20 protein-coding genes are annotated in these 17415 nt (G+C 31.8%); 2 read left to right on the forward strand and 18 right to left on the reverse strand.

Going from position 1 to position 17415, the window contains the following annotated elements; genetic code table 11:
- The first annotated feature begins 73 nt into the window (after positions 1–73).
- Both N508_RS05410 and N508_RS05415 read left to right on the forward strand, forming a co-directional pair.
- Entirely contained in the window at positions 74–892 is an 819-nt protein-coding gene (locus tag N508_RS05410) for an ABC transporter permease (protein WP_023275387.1), read from the forward strand.
- 13 nt (positions 893–905) lie between these two features.
- A complete protein-coding gene (locus tag N508_RS05415) occupies positions 906–1646 on the forward strand; it encodes an ABC transporter ATP-binding protein (protein ID WP_023275388.1) in 741 nt (246 codons plus the stop codon).
- 470 nt (positions 1647–2116) lie between these two features.
- Here N508_RS05415 and galE read toward each other — a convergent pair whose 3' ends face one another.
- The 18 genes from galE to N508_RS05505 all read right to left on the reverse strand — a co-directional run bounded on the left by galE (position 2117) and on the right by N508_RS05505 (position 17414).
- The gene (galE, locus tag N508_RS05420) at positions 2117–3082 is read right to left on the reverse strand and encodes a UDP-glucose 4-epimerase GalE (RefSeq protein ID WP_040636520.1); all 966 of its coding nucleotides are present in this window, start codon (positions 3080–3082) and stop codon (positions 2117–2119) included.
- 237 nt (positions 3083–3319) lie between these two features.
- Entirely contained in the window at positions 3320–4174 is an 855-nt protein-coding gene (gene rfbD / locus N508_RS05425; RefSeq protein ID WP_023275390.1) for a dTDP-4-dehydrorhamnose reductase, read from the reverse strand.
- 68 nt (positions 4175–4242) lie between these two features.
- A complete protein-coding gene (rfbB, locus tag N508_RS05430) occupies positions 4243–5262 on the reverse strand; it encodes a dTDP-glucose 4,6-dehydratase (RefSeq protein WP_023275391.1) in 1020 nt (339 codons plus the stop codon).
- Positions 5263–5278: 16 nt separating this feature from the next.
- Complete coding sequence (gene rfbC / locus N508_RS05435) at positions 5279–5830, reverse strand: dTDP-4-dehydrorhamnose 3,5-epimerase (protein ID WP_023275392.1); 552 nt, start codon at positions 5828–5830, stop codon at positions 5279–5281.
- A gap of 8 nt (positions 5831–5838) precedes the next feature.
- Positions 5839–6717: a glucose-1-phosphate thymidylyltransferase RfbA gene (gene rfbA, locus N508_RS05440; protein WP_023275393.1), complete on the reverse strand. Its 879-nt coding sequence runs from the start codon at positions 6715–6717 to the stop codon at positions 5839–5841.
- A 137-nt stretch (positions 6718–6854) separates the two neighbouring features.
- On the reverse strand, positions 6855–7931 hold the full coding sequence (cobT, locus tag N508_RS05445; RefSeq protein WP_023275394.1) for a nicotinate-nucleotide--dimethylbenzimidazole phosphoribosyltransferase: 1077 nt from the start codon (positions 7929–7931) through the stop codon (positions 6855–6857).
- Positions 7932–7934: 3 nt separating this feature from the next.
- Entirely contained in the window at positions 7935–8561 is a 627-nt protein-coding gene (locus N508_RS05450; protein WP_023275395.1) for a precorrin-8X methylmutase, read from the reverse strand.
- Positions 8562–8569: 8 nt separating this feature from the next.
- Positions 8570–9103 (reverse strand): cob(I)yrinic acid a,c-diamide adenosyltransferase, encoded by a 534-nt coding sequence (locus N508_RS05455; protein ID WP_023275396.1) that lies wholly within the window; start codon positions 9101–9103, stop codon positions 8570–8572.
- 2 nt (positions 9104–9105) lie between these two features.
- A complete protein-coding gene (locus N508_RS05460) occupies positions 9106–10596 on the reverse strand; it encodes a cobyric acid synthase (protein WP_023275397.1) in 1491 nt (496 codons plus the stop codon).
- Positions 10589–11212, reverse strand: a complete 624-nt coding sequence (locus tag N508_RS05465) for a pyridoxal phosphate-dependent aminotransferase (protein WP_251930674.1) — start codon at positions 11210–11212, stop codon at positions 10589–10591. Before N508_RS05465 ends, N508_RS05460 begins: the two co-directional genes overlap by 8 nt.
- Before the next feature lie 20 nt (positions 11213–11232).
- A complete protein-coding gene (locus N508_RS05470; RefSeq protein ID WP_251930675.1) occupies positions 11233–11634 on the reverse strand; it encodes an aminotransferase class I/II-fold pyridoxal phosphate-dependent enzyme in 402 nt (133 codons plus the stop codon).
- Between the two features lie 5 nt (positions 11635–11639).
- Complete coding sequence (cbiB, locus tag N508_RS05475; protein WP_023275399.1) at positions 11640–12617, reverse strand: adenosylcobinamide-phosphate synthase CbiB; 978 nt, start codon at positions 12615–12617, stop codon at positions 11640–11642.
- A gap of 25 nt (positions 12618–12642) precedes the next feature.
- Positions 12643–13233: a histidine phosphatase family protein gene (locus N508_RS05480; protein ID WP_023275400.1), complete on the reverse strand. Its 591-nt coding sequence runs from the start codon at positions 13231–13233 to the stop codon at positions 12643–12645.
- Positions 13230–13622 (reverse strand): bifunctional adenosylcobinamide kinase/adenosylcobinamide-phosphate guanylyltransferase, encoded by a 393-nt coding sequence (locus N508_RS05485; protein ID WP_023275401.1) that lies wholly within the window; start codon positions 13620–13622, stop codon positions 13230–13232. Before N508_RS05485 ends, N508_RS05480 begins: the two co-directional genes overlap by 4 nt.
- Complete coding sequence (gene cobS, locus N508_RS05490) at positions 13613–14389, reverse strand: adenosylcobinamide-GDP ribazoletransferase (protein WP_023275402.1); 777 nt, start codon at positions 14387–14389, stop codon at positions 13613–13615. The genes N508_RS05485 and cobS overlap by 10 nt, the downstream gene beginning before the upstream one ends.
- Positions 14386–14889, reverse strand: a complete 504-nt coding sequence (locus tag N508_RS05495; protein ID WP_023275403.1) for a bifunctional adenosylcobinamide kinase/adenosylcobinamide-phosphate guanylyltransferase — start codon at positions 14887–14889, stop codon at positions 14386–14388. Before N508_RS05495 ends, cobS begins: the two co-directional genes overlap by 4 nt.
- Positions 14886–16226 carry a cobyrinic acid a,c-diamide synthase CobB gene (locus N508_RS05500; protein WP_023275404.1) on the reverse strand — a complete coding sequence of 447 codons (1341 nt, stop codon included), beginning with the start codon at positions 16224–16226 and terminating at the stop codon, positions 14886–14888. Before N508_RS05500 ends, N508_RS05495 begins: the two co-directional genes overlap by 4 nt.
- The gene (locus N508_RS05505) at positions 16227–17414 is read right to left on the reverse strand and encodes a bifunctional cobalt-precorrin-7 (C(5))-methyltransferase/cobalt-precorrin-6B (C(15))-methyltransferase (protein WP_023275405.1); all 1188 of its coding nucleotides are present in this window, start codon (positions 17412–17414) and stop codon (positions 16227–16229) included.
- Position 17415 lies beyond the last annotated feature (1 nt).

Raw genomic sequence — 17415 nt, forward strand, 5'->3', positions numbered from 1 at the left:
TATTAATATAATATATATACTCTTGCTTTTTTGTAGTATTTCATATATAAAAAAACAGGAGAAAAAATATTTAATGGAAAACAATAATCAGGAAACAGAAGACCAGAATTTTATAACAAATTCAAACATATATAAACACTATCAATATAAAACTGCTCTTTATAACCTTGTAAAGCGAGATTTTATTGTAAAATACAGACGCTCTATTTTAGGTATATTATGGAGTGTTTTAAACCCTTTTTTAATGATGGTAGTGATAAGTGCTGTTTTTTCTTATATGTTTCGCTTTGATGTGGAGCATTACCCTGTTTATTATCTTACTGGCTACATTCTATTTACAATGTTTACATCATCTACAAGTGGTGCCATTTCTTCCATTATTAATTCTGCTATGCTTATAAAAAAAATGTATATTCCAAACTATCTTTTTCCTGTAGAAAAATGCTTATTTGAATTTATAAATACTTCTGTTTCACTTATAGCACTTGCTGCAGTGCTTATATGGTTTAAAATACCTGCTGCTTTAAGCTGGCTGCTTATACCTTTGCCATTTATATATATATTTATATTTTCTGTTGGCATAGCTTTTATACTTTCCTCATTAAATGTATATTTTAGAGATATTGGTCATTTATACAGTGTTGTTACAAAAGTGTTAATATATGCTACACCAGTTTTTTATCCTGTTACTATACTCCCACCTGAAATAATGCAGATAATGAACTGGAACCCTTTGTATCATTTTATAGATTATTTTAGAATAATAATTTTAGATGGTCAAATACCTTCACTGAATGCAAACTTGATATGTGCTGCTTTTGCTTTTGGCTCTTTTTTCACTGGTGCTGTTGTATTTAGACTGCTGCAGCGTAAATTTATATTATATATTTAAAAGAAGAGATGATATGGATAATATTGCAATAGATGTAAAAAATGTTTCTGTTAAATTTAACCTTGCAATGGCTAAATATGACGGGCTGAAAGAGTATGTTATAAATCTTATTAAAGGCAGAGTTTTATATCAGGAATTTCAGGCATTGAAAGATGTGAGCTTTCAAGTAGCAAAAGGGGAAGCTTTAGGCATTGTTGGCTTTAATGGCTCTGGCAAAAGCACTCTTTTAAAAGTAATAGCAGGTATATTACGACCAGACAGCGGCAAAGCAAAAGTTTATGGCTCTATTGCTCCACTCATTGAGCTTGGTGCTGGTTTTGACCATAATTTAACTGCAAAAGAAAATATATTTTTTAATGGTGCACTCCGTGCAATACCTAGAAAAAAAATACAAGAAAAATATGATGAAATAGTAGATTTTGCAGAGCTGCATGATTTCATAGATGTGCCAATTAAAAACTTTTCTTCAGGTATGAGAGCAAGACTTGGTTTCGCTGCTGCAATAATGTTTGACCCAGATGTATTAATAGCAGATGAAGTATTATCAACTGGAGATTATAAGTTTAAAGCAAAATGTGAAACAAAAATAAATCAAATGCGTAAAAACGGCCTTACGATTTTATTTGTATCTCATCATGCTGCACAAGTAAAAAATGTATGCTCTAAGGCAATATGGCTTGACAAAGGTCAGATAAAAATGCATGGCAATACAGACGAAGTTTGCAAGGCATATGAAAACAGTAATAAAAAATAAGTAATGGACTTTGAACTCAGCCAAAAAATTTTTGCAGCAGACATTTTTTTAAGCCTGATTTTTACAGGCAAAAATCTATATTATATATCTTGCAATAATCTATAATATTTAAATTATCTATGTTTTAGATACTTCGCCTTATCAGGCTCAGTATGACCTATGGCTTTCATCTTGCAGTCATTTTGAGCCTGATTTCATAGGCGAAAAATCTATATTATACATATTACAATAATCTATAGTATATTTAAATTATATCTTTTAGATACTTCGCTATATCAAACTCAGTATGACAATGCAGGGACAGGAAGTCCCGTCGCATAGCGTAAGCGATGGGAGCATTTACTGCGACCGAGCGTGGTTTTTCAAATTCAGGGATGAATTTGAAAATAAAAGATAAATTAAGATACTTCGCCTTATCAGGCTCAGTATGAGCCATCTTTATTATACATATTACATTACTTCATAATATCTTAATTATCTTTATGAAATAAATAAGCAGACTTCACTATATCATATAAATTATTATATGTAATATCCCAGCCAAGTATATCTTTTGCTTTTTTATTTGATGCTATAAGCACAGCAGGGTCACCTGCACGCCTGCTGCGGATTTCCTTATTTATTTCCTGCCCTGTGACTTTTTCGCACACTTCTATTACTTCTTTAATAGAAAAGCCAGTGCCAGTTCCTAAGTTTATTTTTTCACTTTTACCGCCTGCTCTTAAATAATTTAATGCTGCATAATGAGCACAGGCTAAATCATAAACATGTATATAATCTCTTATACATGTGCCGTCTTTTGTATTATAGTCTGTGCCGTTGATATATAATTTTTCTCTTTTTCCAAGCGGCACTTGTAATATAAGTGGTATCAGATGTGTTTCAGGGTTATGTTTTTCTCCACTGCCACCCCATGCACCACATGCATTAAAATATCTTAATGCCACATATCGCATATTATATGCAGTATCAAAAGAAGAAAGGATATTTTCTGCTAAATATTTACTCATACCATAAGGATTAACTGGATTCAATGGGTGATTTTCATCAATCGGTGTATACTTAGGCTCTCCATATACAGCTGCAGTAGAAGAAAAAACTATCTTTAATACACCATTATATTTTAATGTATTAAATAAAATAAGAGCTTTTGACATATTATTTTCAAAATATTTATATGGATTTGCAACCGATTCTGCCACTTCTATGTAGGCTGCAAAATGCAGACAGGCTTCTATATTATGTTTTTTTACTATTTCACTTACCTTAACAGTATCTGCTATATCACCTTTATAAAAAATAGCTCTACAAGGCACATCTTCAATATTAGATGAAACAAGACTGTCTAAAATAACAACCTGTTCACCATGTTCTATCAAATATCTTGCAGTTGTGCTGCCAATATATCCTGCACCGCCAGTTACTAATATCATAATTATCTACTTAACTCAGCTTTTTTAATAATGTTTATTTCAATATCAAAAATAATTTGCAATTTCTACTTTATAAGATTCTTCGGCTTCGCCTCAGAATGACAATGCAGGGACAGGAAGTGAACTTACCCAAAAATTTTGAACTAAGCCACTAAATAAATTTCTTTTTCCTGCATAATAAAAGCCATACTTTTTCTGCTGCTGTCATATCACATATTAAATAACAAATTGTAACAGTATCTATATTTTCTGCCCTGATTTTTCTTTTATATATCTTTTAACAGCATCTTTCCAGTCTGGCAGCCTTTTAAACCCTGCATTATCAAGGCTTGCTTTACTTAGTCTTGAATTTTTTGGTCTTAATGCCTTTGCAGGATATTCTTCAGTTTTTATATGATGAACTACTATATTCTGACCTGTTACAGAAAATATATATTCTGCCAAATCTGCCCATGAGCAGCAGCCTTCATTTGTTGCATGATACAAACCATATTTTTCTGTTGCTGCCATATCACATATTAAAGGTGCTGCATCGCAAGTAAAAGTTGGGCTTCCTATCTGGTCTGCAACTACATTTAATTCTCTGCGGCTTTCACCAAGCTTCATCATAGTATTAATAAAATTGTTTCCATTAATGCCAAATACCCATGAAATGCGGATAATAAAATATTTACTCAATATCTTTTTAACTGCTTCTTCACCTTGATATTTTGTAAGACCATAAGTATTATTTGGAGCTGCATTATCATTTATTTCATAAGCAGTATCACCTGCCCCTTCAAATACATAATCAGTAGAAATATATACCATTTTTGCATCTATTTCTTTACATGCTTTTGCAATATATTCTGTGCCTTTTACATTTACATTATAGCACACTTCTTTTTCATCTTCTGCCCTGTCAACAGCAGTGTATGCAGCACAGTGAATAACTACATCAGGTGCATAATTTTTAATATAAGCTGACACTGCATTTTCATCTGTAATATCACAGCTTTCTCTATCTATGCCCTTATTTTCTATATTTCTTCTATCAAGCTCTTTACAGACATCAAAGCCAAGCTGACCATTTACACCTGTAACTAATACTTTCATTTTATACACTCCGCCTTAATGCAGTTTATAATATATTTAAAAGAAAAAACATATACTAAACCAGACTATTATTTTTTGCTGTAATGCTTTTCATAATAGTCTTTATATTCCCCATTTATTATGTGCTGCCACCAGTCAGCATTATCAAGATACCATTTTATAGTTTTTTTAATGCCATCTTCAAATTTTGTAACAGGCAGCCAGCCTAATTCATTATGTATTTTTGATGGGTCTATTGCATATCGCATATCATGACCCGGTCTGTCTGTAACATACTTTATTAAATCTTCACTTTTTCCAAGCTCTTTTAATATTATTTTCACTACTTCCAAGTTAGTTTTTTCATTATGACCGCCAATATTATAAACTTCACCAACTCTGCCTTTATGTATAATTAAATCAATAGCTGAGCAGTGGTCTTGCACATAAAGCCAGTCGCGGACATTTTCCCCTTTGCCATATACTGGCAGCTCTTTATCTGCTAATGCATTTGCAATCATAAGCGGTATAAGTTTTTCTGGAAAATGGTATGGTCCATAGTTATTAGAACATCTTGAAATTGTAACAGGCAGTTTAAATGTCCTGTGATATGCCTGCACCAATAAATCTGCAGATGCTTTTGATGCTGAATACGGGCTTGATGTATGCAGTGGAGTAGTTTCTGTAAAAAATAAATCAGGTCTTGAAAGTGGCAAGTCACCATAAACTTCATCAGTTGATACCTGATGATACCTTGTTATGCCGTATTTTCTACATGCATCCATTAATACACCTGTGCCTATAACATTTGTATGCAAAAATATACCCGGGTTATCAATAGAGCGGTCTACATGGCTTTCTGCTGCAAAGTTTACTATAATATCTGGCTTTTCTTTTTCAAATATTTCATAAACTGCCGTCCTGTCTGCAATATCTGCCTTATAGAATTTAAAGCAGGGGTTATCTTTTACTGGCTCTAATGTTTCCATATTGCCTGCATAAGTTAGAGCATCAAGACATATTATTTTATAATCATTATAAATATTCAGCATATAGTGGATAAAATTGCCGCCAATAAAACCAGCACCACCTGTTACTATTATTTTCATACTTTACCCCATTATATTAATATTTAAAATCTACATCGCTGTCCCTTAGTTTTGGGGCACGGCTGTCTTTTTCTGAGATAATTGGATTATCTATATTCCATTTTACTCCAATCTCTTCGTCGCACCATAATATGCTTCTATCATTTGCTGCATCATAGTAATTATCAGCTTTATATAAAAACTCTACATCGTCAGTTAATGTAACATATCCATGACCAAAGCCCCGTGGTATTAAAAGCTGGCGTTTATTTTCCGCAGATAATTCAACAGCTATCCACTTTTTATATGCAGGCGAGCCTTTTCTTAAATCAACAGCCACATCCAGCACTGCACCTTTACAGCAGCGGACAAGTTTTGCCTGTGCAGAATTTCCTTTTTGGAAATGTATACCCCTTAATGTGCCTTTTACAGCAGAGAACGAATGATTATCCTGAACAAAATTATAGTCAAACCCATACTCTTTCATTGTTTTTTCAGAGTAACTTTCCATAAACCAGCCCCTGTTATCTCCAAAAACTTTTGGTTCAAGTATATAAATGCCGTCTATCGCTGTTTTTATAATATTCATTGTATAACCTACCCTAAATATGTCCCATCTGCTACTAATTTTAAAAACTTACCATACAGACTTTTTCCATATTTTTCAGCAGATGATAATAATTCTTCTTTACTTATCCAGCCTTGACGGTATGCAATTTCTTCAACTGCTGCTACCTGCATTCCTTGTCGTTTTTCTATAACTCTTATAAATTCGCCAGCATAAGCAAGAGCTTCTATTGTGCCAGTATCAAGCCATGCATACCCTCTGCCAAGAGTTACTACATTTAATGAGCCGTCTTTCAAATACATATTGTTTAAATCAGTAATTTCCAGCTCTCCCCTGTCTGATGGTTTAACCTGTTTAGCAAATTCACACACTCTATTATCATAAAAATAAAGCCCTGTAACACAGTAATTAGATTTAGGATTTTTTGGTTTTTCTTCAATGGAAACTACTTTACCATCTGCATCAAATTCTACAATACCAAACCTTTCAGGGTCATCAACATAATAACCGAATATTGTAGCACCATTAGGCTGCCCTGCTGCTCTTTGTAAATGTCTTGATAAGCCATTGCCATAAAATATATTATCGCCTAATATCATAGCACATGCATCGCCATCAATAAATTTTTCGCCTATTATAAAGGCTTGAGCAAGTCCGTCTGGGCTTGGCTGCTCTGCATAAGATAATTTTATACCATAAGAAGAGCCATCACCTAAAAGTTCTTTAAATTTGGGTAAATCCTGCGGAGTAGAAATAATTAAAATATCTCTAATTCCTGCAAGCATAAGTGTAGACAGTGGATAAAAAATCATAGGTTTATCATATACTGGCAGTAACTGTTTAGATATTGTTAAAGTAAGGGGATAAAGCCTTGTGCCTGACCCGCCTGCCAATATTATTCCTTTCATACAACCCTTCCCCCACTGATGATATATACTAACTAGATATGTCATATTATTTTATAAAATGCAAGTAAAATAAAAAATAAGCATATATGCAGTAAAATATATACTTATTATCAGTAAAAAATACTGCAAACTTATTTTTACATTTTTATATCTTTCCTATATTCTTCTTCTAGATTAATATCCTGAAAGGTCTGCATATTATTCATTATATCGCATGCATTTTGTATTATCTGCATAGCAATAGGGCAGCCGCTGCCTTCACCTAATCTCATGTGTAAATTAAGTATTGGTTCCAGTCCCAGAATATTTACTGCCTTAATATAAGCTGGCTCTTCTGATAAATGAGATGTAAACATAAAATCAACTATTTTATTATTTATATTATATGCTGTTAAAGCAGCTGCCGCAGAAATAAGCCCATCTATCACAACTGGAAGTCTGTAATATGCTGCACCAATATATAAGCCAGTCATAGCAGCAATATCAAGTCCACCCACACAGGTTAGGACTTCAAAAGGCTCTTGATTAAATAAATCATAATCCTTTAAAGCATAACTTATTACATTACGCTTTATTTCAAGCTGTTCATCTTTAAGCCCCGCCCCCCTGCCAATAAGCATGCTGTCACTGCTTTTTATAAATGACATAATACATGCAGCAGCAGTTGTAGTATTAGCCATGCCTATTTCTCCGCTGCCTATAATATTATAGCCATTGTCATAAGCATATTTTGCATAATCTATACCAGTTTTTACTGCCTTTATAACAATATCATAAGGTATTGCTTTTTCTTTCATAAAGTTATTTGTGCCATTAATCATTAAGTTTCTATTATCTATATTTTTATGATTAACGCCGCCTTTAATACCCATATCTATAAGTTTCAAATCTGTATTACAGCTTTTTGTAATAGTATTTATGCCAGTCCCTGCATTATCAGCATAACTTAAAATTAATGTTTTTGTAAAATGCTGTGGAGTTGCTGCAACACCTTCTTCATAAATGCCATTATCTGCTCCAAAAAGAAAAAGTATTCTTTTATCTGCCATGTTATTAATTTTACCAGTAATACCTGCAAGTTTTATACTAATTTTTTCAAGAGTGCCTAAACTGCCCTTTGGTTTTAAAAGGTTATCCTGTCTGATTTGTGCTTTTTTTAAAGCATCTTTATCTGCACCTTTTATTTCATTTATTATTTTTTCAACTTCTTTCATATATTACCTTGGAAAAGCCTGATAAAGCATTGCATTAATAACAGCTGCTGCCACATTTGAGCCGCCTTTCCTGCCAACAGATGTGATACTTGGAATATTATGTTTTAAGATTAACTCTTTACTTTCCACCACATTAACAAAGCCAACAGGACATGCAATAATTAATACTGGGTTTAACTTACCGTTATTAATAAGCTCATCTATTTTAATAAGTGCAGTAGGTGCATTGCCTATTGCAAAAATAACAGGCTCATTAAGTTTTGCAGCTTTTTCTACTGCTGCTTGAGCTCTTGTAACACCTTTTTCTGATGCAGCATAAGCCACATCTTCATCGCCTATATAGCAGACTGCACTGTTTCCGCCTTTTTTTAATGATGGTTTATTTATTCCAGCAAGAGCCATATTAGTATCTGTTACTATAACACACCCTTTTTTTAATGCTTCTATCCCTTTTTCTACTGGATTGTTTCTAAAAACAAGGTTTTCTTTATAGTCAAAATCAGCAGTAGTATGTATTACTCGCTTTAAAACAAGCAGCTCTTTTTCATTTAAATCTACACTGCCTATCTCTTGTGATATTATTTCAAAACTTCTTTTTTCTATATCCATAGGTTTTAATATTTCCTGCATACTTCACCTTACATTTCTATTCCTTTTCTTGCATTTATCCCTTTATCCATAGGGTGTTTTATCTTTTTCATTTCAGTAATATAGTCAGCAATTTCCATTAATTCTTCACTTGGATTTCTACCAGTTAATACTACTTCTAAATTTTTTGGCTTATTGTTTAAAAAATCCATAACCATATCTTTATCAATATGACCGCCTGCATAAGCCCCTACAAGCTCATCACATACAAGCAGCGTTTTATCTCCATCTTTTTCTACAAGAGAAGTAACTTCTTTAAATAATTTATTATGTTCTTCTTTTAAAAGTGCAAGCTCATCTTCATTCATTTCCCATGTAAAACCTTTTGGCTTTGTTATTCTATATACTTTTATACCAAGTTTCTCAAAACTTAAAAGTTCGCCGCTTGGAGAAGTTTTTAAAAACTGAGAAAATATAATTTTAAACCCACTGCCAAAACTGCGGACTGCAAGCCCCACAGCAGCAGTTGTTTTACCTTTATTTTCTCCGCAGTATATATGTATCAGCCCTTTATCTTTTGCCATAACTATACTCCTTTTTCCATTATTTCATATATTTTAGAAATATTTAAATTTTTCATAAGCATATCTGCAAGTTTGTCATATTCCTTATTTCTTAATTCATTTATATTCTTTTCTTCTGCCTGATTTTCTATGCCTTTTTCCTGCATAAGTTTATCTATTATTCTTTTAGCTACATCACTTGAATCAAAAATACCATGGATATATGTGCCTAATATATTATCTACTGATAGACCATCATTTTTAATATTTCCATTAGTATCCTTTATTTCAGAAATATTGCGATTATCTGCATAAGTTTTACCCATGTGTATTTCATAACCTGAAAACTCTGCCCCATTTAAAAACGAAAAATAGCCTGTTATATTATTAAATTTTCCCTGAATGACTGTTCTTATCTTTTCTTTTTCAAAAACAGTTTCCGCTTTTATTAAATTTAAACCCTGCACATATCCGCCGGCTTCCATATTATCTGGGTCTTTTATTATGCTTGTAAGCATCTGGTAGCCGCCACATACTCCTATTATACCTTTGCCAGTTTCTGCATACTGCATTATTTTTGTAATAAGCCCTGATGAGCGAATATATCTCATATCATCAATAGTGTTTTTTGTGCCGGGAATTATAAGTAAATCAGGCTCGCCAAAATCTGCAATATTATTAATATACCTGACTTTTACTTCATCATAATATTCAAAAACTGCAAAATCAGTAAAATTTGATATTCTAGGAAGTCTAATGACTGCTATATCTATTAAACCTTTTGTATTATTTTTTAATATTTCTGCAAGGCTGTCTTCTTCATCTATATTAAATTTTTCATAAGGCAGCACACCTAATACATCTATGCCGGTCAGCTTTTCAATCTGCAAAAGTCCGGGCTCTAATATTGCTTTATCTCCCCTGAATTTATTAATAATAAACCCTTTAAAATATTTTTTATATTCTTTTAAAAGTTCTACTGTGCCGTAAAGAGATGCAAATACTCCCCCCTTGTCAATATCCCCTGCTAAAAGCACAGGTGCATGAGCTGTTTGAGCCATACCCATATTTACAAAATCTTTGTGGTTTAAGTTTATTTCAGCAGGGCTTCCTGCCCCTTCTATAACTATCACATCATACTCTTTATTTAAACTTTCATAACTTTCTTTTATATATTTAAAAAACTTATGCTTTTCTGCAAAATATTCACCTGCCGTCATATTGCCATATATTTCACCATTTATTATAATCTGGCTCGTTTTACTGCCTGTTGGTTTTAATAATACAGGGTTAAACCTTACATCTATATGCTGATAAGCGCATTCTGCCTGCACAGCCTGTGCCCTGCCTATTTCAAGACCGTCTTTTGTAATATATGAATTAAGTGCCATATTCTGTGACTTAAATGGAGCAGTTTTATATCCAGCCTGAGCAAATATTCTGCATAACCCTGCACTAATCAGACTTTTTCCAACATTTGATGAAGTGCCCTGCACCATTATACATTTAGCCATTTACTACATCCTTTATTGCGTTAATAAGTTTTTCATTATCTCCATGTTTTTTTACTGCTGCTCTGTAATATCCTTTTTCTAATCCATTATAATTTGAGCAGTCTCTAATTAATATACTATATTTTTCTAGTCTTTCTTTTAAGTCAAGTATTTCTGAATAAAAAAATATATAGTTTGCCTGCGAGCCATATATAGTAAATCCAAACGACTGTAAATTATTAATAAGATATTCTTTTTCTTTTTTAATATATTTTAAGGATGATTTAATAAAAGTTTTATCACTTAATGCAGCTATTCCGCAAATATTAGCAGGCATAGAAACCCGCCATTCTGGAAGCATATTATCTATCATCTCAGTTATTTTTTCATTAGATACTGCATAACCAAGCCTGATACCTGCAAATGAATAAGTTTTAGTAAATGCTTTGATTATAATAAGATTATCATATTTATTTATTAATGGAACTGCACTGGCCCCATTTTCTGCTAAATCAATAAAGCATTCATCAATCACTAAAATACAGTTTTCTTTTCTGCATTTTGCTGCTGTTTTTTCTATAAATTCCAGATTTATAAGGTTACCCGCTGGGTTATCTGGATTTGTTAAAAACACCATATCTTTAAAAGCTATATTATCTAAAAAATCATTTTGCAGTAAAAAATTATTTTCTTTTTTAATAAATATTCATATACATTACATTCTGAAAGCGATTTTTTATATTCGCTGAAAGCTGGAGCAGTAATAAGTGCATTTTTTGGCTTGAAAATAACTGGAATATATCTTATAAGCTCCCCTGCTCCATTTGATACACATATATTTTCAATACCTGTATTTTCTTTTTCTGCTATTTTTTCTCGTAACTCTTTATAATCATGGGGTGGGTATGCAAAGCTGTATTTATATGCTTCCACATAAGCGTTAGTTACTTCAAGTGGTGCATTAAGTGGATTTAAGCTGCTGGAAAAATCAACAGGATACCTGCCATATTTTTCATAATGGCTGTAAATATCACCGCCATGAGTGTAGTTTCTACTCATTACTGCTATAAACCATAGTTAATGATTGTTAAAACTGCAAATTTTGCTAAAATCATTAATATTAAAGCAAGCACTGATACAATAGTCATAAGCATACATGCTTTTGGTATATCTTCCATATTTGGCTCTTTATCATCATCACCAATATATTTTTTATCAACAATTTCCCCAGAATATGAAGCAGGGCCTCCAAGCTGCAAACCTAATGCTCCAGCCATAGCAGCCTCAGGGTATCCACTGTTTGGGCTTGAATGGTTCCACCTGTCTCTAATAAGTATTGCATAAGATTTTTTATAATTAAAGCCTGAAAGCAGTGCCGCTGCAACATATAAAAAGCCAGTAATACGGGCAGGTATAATATTTAATATATCATCAAGCCTTGCTGCTGCTTTTCCAAAATACTGATATTTTTTATTTTTATAGCCTATCATAGAATCAAGAGTATTTACTGCTTTATAAAGCATACCAAAACTTGCTCCGCCTATAAGCATATAAAAAAGAGGTGCAATAACTCCATCACTTGTATTTTCTGCAACACTTTCAACAGATGCTTTTATAACAGATTTTTCATCTAAATTTTCTGTATCTCTGCCTACTATATGGGTTAAATTTTTTCTTGCTCCATTAAGTGAGCCTGTTGAAAGTTCTGTATATATTTTCATAGCCGCTTCTTTTAATGAGCCAAGAGCAAGCAGCTGGAAACACATAAATATTTCTACTGATATACCAAGTATCATATTAATACTGTAACATATACTTAAAATAATATATGGAATAATAAATGAAATTATAATTACAAATAAAGTAAGAATAGTGCCTGCAATAGTTTCTGAAACTGCCCCTTTTCTAAATATCTTACGCAGAGATATTTCTCCATATTTAATTATTTTGCCAATCATTACAACAGGATGGGGAATATGTTTAGGGTCTTTAAATATTAAATCTAAAATAAAAGCAATAATAATCATAAATCCTATTTTCATAAAAACCCGCCTTGCACCGTATGTGCTATAATTTTTCTATAATAATTAATTCTTTTGTATACTGGTTATAATGGGCTTTATATCCTGCACCGTTATCTACATGATAATAGTAAATATCATTACTTTCACTGCAAAGCATAGCAAAAAGTGCCATAATAACACCACCATGGCAGACAAGCACTGCATTATTAGCATCTTTTTTATCCATACTTATAATCATTTCAAAAAATGCTTTTAATACCCGCATACTGAATTCTATGCCGCTTTCCCCTTTTGGTATTTTTGATTTGCCTTTTGTTTCTCTAAAATACCTGTATTCTTCTAAATACTCTAATTCATCATGAGTTTTGCCCTCAAACATACCAAAGTTCATTTCCCGCATATTATTAATCACTTCAAATGTGTCATAAGGAAATATTATGCCTGCTGTTTCAATACATCTTTTCATAGGGCTTGTAAAAATTATATCTCTTTCAATGTGAGATTTAATGCTGTCCCACTTATTAAAAATTTGTTTTCTTCCGTCTTCAGATAATGGCAAATCTGTAGAGCCTACAAACCTGCCCTCTACATTATATTTTGTCTGACCATGACGAATAAAATAAATAGTTTTCATATATCCATTCCCTTTATTACTGATGGTATACCATAATAAATTCTGATTACTCTTACACTTTTTTCACTTAATATAGACAATATTCTGCCAACATATTCCCGCATTTTATTATCTATTTTATCAACTGGCACAACACCATTTCCTACTTCAGAGCATATTATAATTTCTATATTTGATGAAAGTATTTTTTCTATAATATTATTATAGTCATCAATACCTGATAAAATAAACCGTTTTATAAGTAAATGCAGATTGTATATGCCTTTTTTATCAAATGCTTCATCAAGGCTGCATTCTGCACCATTTTGAAAATCTTTCTGCTTTAAATTGTAGTATTTTAAAACAAAATTAAGTTTTGAGTTATATGCTCCGCCAATAATTAATTCCATAATACCAGCCTGCTTATACTGCAAAATAAAAGTGCCGATATTTCATATATACATATACTAAACCCTGCCAAATCACCTGAAATACCGCCAAATACCTTTTTAAAATACTTTATGAGTATAATAGATATTATAACTAAAATCAATAAAAGTATTAACATAAACTTATAACTAATTAATATATAAGTTAAAAAAACAAACACTAATGATAAAGAAAAAGCATATATTAATAATGATTTTTTATTTTCTTTTGATGAAAAAATATATAAAAGCCCTTTATTTGCTGATGATGGCACTAATGCTATTAAAAAAAGACTTAAAACTCTGCTGATAGTAAAAACAAGAATAAAGATAAACACTGGAATATTTTTATCATACATATTTTCAAAGCTGGCAAAAAGCACTATAAAATAAAGTATGGTATATATTACAGCAAAAGCACCAGTATGAGCATCGCTTAATACCTGCCTGCGTTTTTCAATATCTCCATGGCAGAATACTGCATCTATTGTATCAGCATATCCATCTAAATGAATACCTCCTGTTAAAAGCACAATAACTGCAACAGAAAGTGCTGCATATAATACACTGGAAAATCCTAAATATAATGAAAGAATATATAATAAATACTCTGTTAAGCCAAGTATTATACCTATTAACGGCAGGCTGTAAAAAATATACTTCATATTTTTTTCTTCCCATATAATATGCGGCACAGGAATAGTTGTATACATTGATAAGCATATTAAAAAACTTCTTAAAAGGCTCATTTTTCACCTTTATGATATATTGGAGTGCCTGCTGTTACTTCTATCACTTTATCAGCCTGCTCTGCAATACTGCATACAAGCTGGTTTAATATTTTTATATATTTATACACTTCATCACTATAATTTATGGCACATGATGATATATCGTTTGTTACAATAATTAAATTTTCTGCTGCCATCATAAGAAAATTTATATCATCATAAAGCAGATTAATATTTCCACCGCTGTAAATATGATTAGCAGTTAAATTTGGCAGACATTCAAGCAAAACTATTTCATATTCTGATAAATCTAAATTATTGAAAAATTTTTCTTTTTCTAAAATTTCAAAATCTTTTCCCTGCCGCATTTTTCTATGTTTTAATATTCTTTCTTTTGCACTTATGCTTTTATTTTCCATTGTGGCAATATATAATTTTCTGCCATTATATTTTAGTGCTTCATCTTCTGCAAATTTTGATTTTCCGCTGCCAGAACCACCAGATATTAAATATATCATTCTACAGCCCTGTTATAGTGAATTGCTTTTATAATAAACCTTTCTGCAAGTTTTAAATTAGATAGAAAATATAAATGTGGATATCCTGCATATACATGGTCAGATAAATATACTCCCTGCCAGCTTTTTAAACTCTTTGGCTTTCGCATAATGCAGTCGCAGTATGGTTCATCAATAATAGAATAATGAAACTCATGGGCAGGGATACTTTCGCCTTTTTTTAAAAGCATACTGTCTTTATGGGAAGTCAATTCTACATATCCAAAGTTTTGCAGTTTATCAGTCATCATACATCTGCCTTTAATTAGTGATGCCATTTCTATATTATCTATACTTTGACTTATATACATAAACCCGCCGCATTCAGCAATAAGTGGTATTTTATTATCATATACTTTTTTAAGACTTTCTATAAAACTTTTATTAGCATTTAATTTTTTTAAATAAAGCTCAGGATAGCCGCCGTAAAAAATAAGCCCATCTAAATTTGCAGGAAGTGCAGTATCTTCAAGTGGAGAAAAATAAATAATTTCTGCTCCCATTTTTTCTAATACTTTTATGTTATCTGCATAATGAAAACAAAAAGCTTTATCATAAGCTATGCCTATTCTGCACCTGCCAATAAGACTTATATCTTTTGGCTCATATTCTACATCTGGTGTATTTTCTGCTGCGAGTAAAATATTTTCTATATCTATGCTTTTTTCAAGCTCTTCTGCCACTTTATCTATAATGCTGTTAATATCTGCCATTTCTTCTGCTGTTATAAGCCCTAAATGACGGCTTTTAAGAGTGCAGTTTTCAAGCTCTGGCATATATCCAAAAACTTTTACAGGCAGTTCTGCTTCTATCATATTTTTATATACTGGATATGATGCTTTTGATATTCTGTTTAAAATAATACCTTTTATATTATTTTTCCTGTAATGAAGCATACCGCTTATAAGTGCTTTTAATGTGGCAGATTTTCCTTTTACATCAACTATTAACAGGCAGGGTGTATCTGTTACACTGCTTATATGGCTGGCTGAAGCTGAATCTGTAAAAGCTATGCCGTCATAAAAGCCCATAACACCTTCTATGACTGCAAGATTTTCAGTATCTGCTAGTATATTTTTTACTGTATTTTCATCTGATAAAAATAAATCAATATTTCTTGAAGATATGCCTAATGCTTTAGTATGAAACATAGTGTCAATATAATCTGGACCGCATTTATATGACGAAACTTTTATGCCTTTTTTCTGCAAAAGCCTTAAAAGCCCCATAGTAAATGTTGTTTTACCACTGCTGCTGCTGAAAGCAGATATTAAAATACGACTTATTTTTTTATTCACTTATAACCGTCCTGTTATAATATATACAGGGTTGTTTCCCATCATCATGTGATATGGACCTGCTTTTTTTGATTTTGCACTGTTTATGCAGACAATATCTGGCTCTATATTATAATCCTTAAAGGCATTAACTGCTGAATAAATCGTTTCCAAAGTTATAGCTGTAACAGTTATTTTCACATTATTATTTTTTTCATAAACTGCTTTAAAAATATCTTTCATAGTTTTAGAGCTGCCGCCAATAAAAACTTTATCTGGAACAGGAAGAGTTGCAAGAACTTCTGGAGCAGAACCTTTTATGCTTATGACATTATGCCTTTTAAGATTTTTTTTATTTATATTTATAAGCTCAAATGCCTCATCTTCTTTTTCTACTGCATATACTAATCCGTCTTTTGCATGCCCTGCAAATTCTAATGCACAGCTGCCTGTTCCTGCTCCTATATCATAAACTATATCATTATTTTCTATACCAAGATAACAGGCAGAAAGCCACCTTATATCTTCTTTTGTCATAGGTGCTTTTCCGCGTATAAAATCACTGTCCCTTAAATGTATTTTTGGGTTTGTATATTCTTTATTATAAATAAGCAGCACTGTTAAACTTGAAAACTTATAATCAAGCATATCTGAAATTTTACCAGAGACTATTCTTTCATTATCAGAATGCAGATTTTCTCCAGCATATACATATACATAATCAAGCCCAGCATTATATAATTCATTTATAATATGTTCTCCCTTTTTATCGCCGCCTGATAAAATAAAAGTATATTCATTATAGCTTACAGCTCCAAAACATAAGTTATTTCTGCCGTGCATTGATACTGTCTTTATATTATAATTTATAATATTTAATTTTGATAAAAAATACTGCATAGAGCTTATACCTGAAACAAGCTCTATATTATATCTATCCTTAAATTTTTCCTGTATTTTTTTTGAAATGCTGTAAAAAAGCACATCGCCTGAAACTAAAAGAGCAGTATTTTTTAATGTTTCTTTTTCCAGCACATATTCTATTTCAGAATATTTTGGTGCAGTAATATTATTATTTAATACTTTATACTGCTCATAAAGCCTTGCACTGCCATAAACTATATCTGCATTTTTAATGATATTTGCTGCATACTCTGTTAAATCAGAAATATGCCCCATGCCTGCACCAATTATGTATAAATTCTGCATT

This window comes from Mucispirillum schaedleri ASF457 (genome assembly GCF_000487995.2).
GTDB lineage: Bacteria > Chrysiogenota > Deferribacteres > Deferribacterales > Mucispirillaceae > Mucispirillum > Mucispirillum schaedleri.

Bases quoted from the DNA above. Each gene is read 5' to 3' on its own strand.
- cbiB (WP_023275399.1), bottom strand. From the start codon at position 12,617: ATGAAAATAGGATTTATGATTATTATTGCTTTTATTTTAGATTTAATA.
- rfbA (WP_023275393.1), bottom strand. From the start codon at position 6,717: ATGAAAGGAATAATATTGGCAGGCGGGTCAGGCACAAGGCTTTATCCC.
- N508_RS05505 (WP_023275405.1), bottom strand. From the start codon at position 17,414: ATGCAGAATTTATACATAATTGGTGCAGGCATGGGGCATATTTCTGAT.
- cobT (WP_023275394.1), bottom strand. From the start codon at position 7,931: ATGAAAGAAGTTGAAAAAATAATAAATGAAATAAAAGGTGCAGATAAA.
- N508_RS05415 (WP_023275388.1), top strand. From the start codon at position 906: ATGGATAATATTGCAATAGATGTAAAAAATGTTTCTGTTAAATTTAAC.
- N508_RS05495 (WP_023275403.1), bottom strand. From the start codon at position 14,889: ATGATATATTTAATATCTGGTGGTTCTGGCAGCGGAAAATCAAAATTT.
- rfbD (WP_023275390.1), bottom strand. From the start codon at position 4,174: ATGAAAGTATTAGTTACAGGTGTAAATGGTCAGCTTGGCTTTGATGTC.
- N508_RS05470 (WP_251930675.1), bottom strand. From the start codon at position 11,634: ATGAGTAGAAACTACACTCATGGCGGTGATATTTACAGCCATTATGAA.
- N508_RS05485 (WP_023275401.1), bottom strand. From the start codon at position 13,622: ATGGAATTAATTATTGGCGGAGCATATAACTCAAAACTTAATTTTGTT.
- N508_RS05450 (WP_023275395.1), bottom strand. From the start codon at position 8,561: ATGCAGGAAATATTAAAACCTATGGATATAGAAAAAAGAAGTTTTGAA.
- N508_RS05410 (WP_023275387.1), top strand. From the start codon at position 74: ATGGAAAACAATAATCAGGAAACAGAAGACCAGAATTTTATAACAAAT.
- rfbB (WP_023275391.1), bottom strand. From the start codon at position 5,262: ATGAAAATAATAGTAACAGGTGGTGCTGGTTTTATTGGCGGCAATTTT.
- cobS (WP_023275402.1), bottom strand. From the start codon at position 14,389: ATGAGCCTTTTAAGAAGTTTTTTAATATGCTTATCAATGTATACAACT.
- N508_RS05460 (WP_023275397.1), bottom strand. From the start codon at position 10,596: ATGGCTAAATGTATAATGGTGCAGGGCACTTCATCAAATGTTGGAAAA.
- N508_RS05455 (WP_023275396.1), bottom strand. From the start codon at position 9,103: ATGGCAAAAGATAAAGGGCTGATACATATATACTGCGGAGAAAATAAA.
- N508_RS05465 (WP_251930674.1), bottom strand. From the start codon at position 11,212: ATGGTGTTTTTAACAAATCCAGATAACCCAGCGGGTAACCTTATAAAT.
- rfbC (WP_023275392.1), bottom strand. From the start codon at position 5,830: ATGAATATTATAAAAACAGCGATAGACGGCATTTATATACTTGAACCA.
- N508_RS05480 (WP_023275400.1), bottom strand. From the start codon at position 13,233: ATGAAAACTATTTATTTTATTCGTCATGGTCAGACAAAATATAATGTA.